The sequence below is a fragment of the Streptomyces flavofungini genome, assembly GCF_014650815.1.
Taxonomy (GTDB): domain Bacteria; phylum Actinomycetota; class Actinomycetes; order Streptomycetales; family Streptomycetaceae; genus Streptomyces; species Streptomyces flavofungini.
Genome location: NZ_BMVR01000054.1, coordinates 1 through 3,878, shown reverse-complemented (window position 1 = coordinate 3,878; position 3,878 = coordinate 1). Strand labels below are relative to the sequence as shown.

The 3,878-nt window shown below is 66.5% G+C and carries 3 protein-coding genes; all 3 read right to left on the bottom strand.

Annotated features, from left to right (window positions below; genetic code table 11):
* Positions 1-75: 75 nt before the first annotated feature.
* Positions 76-1,344 (bottom strand): exo-beta-N-acetylmuramidase NamZ family protein, encoded by a 1,269-nt coding sequence (locus IE274_RS39065; RefSeq protein WP_190120709.1) that lies wholly within the window; start codon positions 1,342-1,344, stop codon positions 76-78.
* 240 nt (positions 1,345-1,584) lie between these two features.
* On the bottom strand, positions 1,585-1,938 hold the full coding sequence (locus IE274_RS39060; RefSeq protein WP_190120708.1) for a hypothetical protein: 354 nt from the start codon (positions 1,936-1,938) through the stop codon (positions 1,585-1,587).
* 264 nt (positions 1,939-2,202) lie between these two features.
* Positions 2,203-2,967, bottom strand: a complete 765-nt coding sequence (locus IE274_RS39055; RefSeq protein ID WP_190120707.1) for a bestrophin-like domain — start codon at positions 2,965-2,967, stop codon at positions 2,203-2,205.
* Between the last annotated feature and the right edge of the window lie 911 nt (positions 2,968-3,878).

The window sequence follows — 3,878 nt, the reverse complement described above, 5'->3', positions numbered from 1 at the left end:
CTGCCGAGGCGGTCATGCCTGGCTTCAGGACCGCTACAAAATCCGGTTCAGCTCAGTTCAATCAGAGTCGTGTTGTCAGGAGTAGAGCAGATAGCTTTCACGGACCGTGTTGAAGTCGGTCAGATCATCTTGCCAGGAGTCAACGATGTCATCTGCCCCGGCTCCCCTGTTGATCATCGTACGGACCAGGTCGGATCCGGTGAGCTTGTCGATGAAATGGTCGGTGCGCCAAGCGAAGTCCTTGTAGGTCCTCTTTGCGGTTACCAGGAGTGCGATGCCGGTGCGGACTGGATCGTAGGCGGATCGGTCGTGCACGTGGATCTGGAGGCCGCCGACCTGCTTGCCCTGGTGCTTGGAGAAGGTGGGGATGTAGTAGGCCTCGCGGAAATGCACGCCGGGTAGGCCCGCGTCATTGACAGCCGTGGCCCAGCTGCCGTCGAGGCCGGGGGCACCCAGCATTTCGAAGGGTCGGACAGTGCCTCGTCCTTCGGACATGGTCGTTCCTTCGAAGAGGCACGTTCCGGAGTAGACCAGCGCGGTGTCGGGGGTAGCCATGTTCGGGCTCGGCGGCACCCACGGCAGGCCCGTCGCGTCGTAGAAGTCAGCGCGGTGCCAGCCGCCGAGCCGGACGACGTCGAGGTCGACCGGCCGTCCAGCAGCCTCTGGCAGGAACTCGCCGTTGAAGAGGCGAGCCAGCTCACCCGAAGTCAGCCCGTGAGCTTGTGCGATGGGTTCACGGCCGACGAATGTGGCGTACTTCCTCTTCAGGACGGGGCCCAGGGCACGGCGGCCGGTGACGGGGTTGGGGCGATCCAAGACCACGACACGCCGACCTGTCATGGCTGCCGCCACCATCACGTCATACAGCGTCCAATTGCAGGTGTAGAAGCGTGCCCCGGCGTCCTGGAAGTCATAGACGATGGTGTCGACCCCCGACTTGTCGAGTACCCCGGCCAGCACCCTTCCGCTCTTGCGGTAGGTGTCAAAGATCGGCAGACCGGTAGGTCCGTCGGTACCGTCCCCTTCGGACTTGCCCGCCTGCGGCCCCCCGCGGTAGCCGTGTTCGCCGGTGAAGATGGCAGAGACCTTGACCCGCTCGTCGGCATGCATGACGTCGACGATGCCGCGGACGTCGTTGGTGACACCGCTCATATTCGTGAGGACACCGACTCGCTGGCCAGCCAGGAGCCGGTACCCGTCGGAGGCGAGGCGTTCAAAGCCAGGCTGCACCCGCGCCCCGTTCCATGGGGTGCCCTCAGAAGGAACGGCTGCGGCCTCGCAGCCCAGCCCTGCGGCGAGCGTGGTCACTGTTGCTGTTGAGAATGCTCGACGTGTCATCGCCATAGGCACAGACGGTAGCGGGATTGCACACAAGGCTGGTAAGCCACACGCGACGTCAGCCCCGTGAGCTTTGAGCCGCCCCGAAGTTTGTGAGCTTGATCGACGTGTACTGACAGCCATGATCCGCGTGATGAATCAGGGTGCCGGGTTCGACTTCCCGGCTGGCCAGGGCGTACTCGAGTGAGGACAGCACCAGCGAGGTGCCCGCAGTCGGGACACGGGGTGCGGGGCAGCGTGGGCGCTTCACGGCGCGCTCCGGTGCCGGTTAGGGCAGTCGAGGTCGTGGTGGGTACCGAGGGTGTTCCACCAGGTTTCGCAGCACTCGCCCGCCCGGGCGACAGCAACGGCGGCCTCGACGGTGTCGCCCAGGGTGTGCTCACGTACTCGGGCGGCGCGCTCGGCGCGCACGGCCTGGCTGCGAAGGGCATCCTCGAGGTGGCGTTCACGGACCGCGGCGACGACTGCGAGCGCGGAGGACACAGCGAAGAGGCCTGCGGCCCACGCGGTGCCATGACGGGCAGACTGCACGGCGCAGTAGGCCAGCCAGATGCACAGGGCGCCGTAGGCCGCGTACAGCGGGCGGGAGAGACGGGCCATCACACAGCCCTCCCTGGAGCGTCGGCGATGGGCGTGCAGGTTCGGCGCGGCCGAGCAGCTGGGTGACGGCGCGGCGGCCGGTGGCGCGCTCGTAGTGGCTGCACGTGTAGAGCCAGTCGGCGACGGGGATCTGACCGCGTTCGAGGCCGCGGACGGTGAGGCCGGGTGGGATGCCCTGGACGCGGGCAGGCTGCTAGGCGAAGCCTCGCTGGTGGTCCGGTGCACCGACCCCAAAGACGACTCGGGGCAGCCGATCCTGGTGCGTCAGCGAGTTGACGCCGGGAAGTGGTTGAGGAAGGCGTCGGCTGTGGCGGCAAGTCCGCGGCCGAAGGGGGCGTCCATGTCCCAGATGAGGAAAAGCAGGAACGCGAAGAGCGCGCAGAAGAGTCCTGCCACTGCCAATTCGCGGGGGGTACGGCGGATTTGCAGTGCGAAGATCATGCCGACGGACACCACGGCGCCGGCGATCAGGCCGAACCAGACCGTACCTGGCATCGTCGATCCGGCAGCCTCTGCTCGGTGGGTGCGGGCTTCGTCGGCGATCCCGACCTGGTCGGCCATCGGTGCATATGCCTGCCCCTGCAGTTCGGTGCGCGGTTCGCTGCGCAGGACTGCCGTGCGTAGTCGGGAGAACAGCTCGTCCCCGCGGTCGGTGAGCCGACCGTGGTTGGCCATGGCAGGCCACTCGGTGTGGACGACATGGGTGACGTAGGAACCGATGTGGCTGCGGATCTTCTCCCGCTCAGGCACCGCGAAGACCTGGGCGCGTTCACTCACCTCGTGCAGAGCCTGCGCTTCGGTCTGCACGGTGTCCTGGGCGGCAGAACGAGCCTCCCAGACGCCCGCGATGGCCAGCCCTAGCACGATTGCGTAGATCACTCCGATCATCATCGTCATGTACTCGATGACATCCGGGGTTCCCGACGGGTCGTCGTCTGCTCCGAGACGGCGATGGTTGATCACCATGATGGCATAGACGATCGCTCCGACCATGACGATGACCAGGCACAGGGCAAGCCATTGCGGCATGGGGCCTCCATGTAGTTTTCGGCGACGCCCTGCGGATCGGGCGGGGCGGGTGGCACGTGCGGACGTGCAACAAGGCACGGACTCAGTCGATGCGGTTCTAGGCACGACTGTTCGTGCCACTGGATCCGGAGCTGCCGGCCAGCGCGGCTGCGGCAAGGACGGCCGGGGCCACCAGCAGCAGAGCTGTGGTGGTGAGGGGCTGACCATTGGGCTTCTTCTTCGCCGGCGGGCCCGAGTAGACGCGCGGGATCGGCGGTGGCGATGGCGACGGGGGTGGTGTGACGGCCACGGTGGGTGACGGGGGCGGCGGAGCAGGCGGCGGGACTCGTTCGGAGGGCGGGGATGGCGTCCCCAACCGGGGAGCGGGAGGGGCAGGGGCGGGTTTCTGTGTGGGAGACGGCGGGGGCTCCCGTGTGGGAGATGCCGAGGGTTTCTGCGTGGCGGACGGAGGGCGAGGGGGTTGCGGCCCCGGAGAGGGGGGCGTGCGGCAGGCTCTGCGCACGGCGGCGCCCGCACCGTGCTCTCGGGCGGTGCGGGCCAGATCCGCGAGGTCCAGGTGTCTGTTGGTGTAGGCGCAGGCTGTGCCGTCGCCTTTGTACTGGGCGTGTGTGGGGGCTGCGACAGCCGGGGTGAAGCACAGAGCGATATAGGCCAAGGCCGCAACCGCCACCCACATACGGCTTCCCGATCTTCCTTTCACGAGAGAAGAGTGCTCTCAGCGGTGCGATATATCCGACGGGTCGGGCAAACCCACTCGAAGGCATGAGACCGAGTCACGTCAATCGTCCGCCGTATCACCGGCGCACCTCAATCACCTCACTCTGCACGTTTTTCGAAGAGCGTCACGAAAAGGAACTTAGACGTTGTCCTATGTGGTGAGGCGGAGTAGTACTGCAACATGGGTCAGGGGA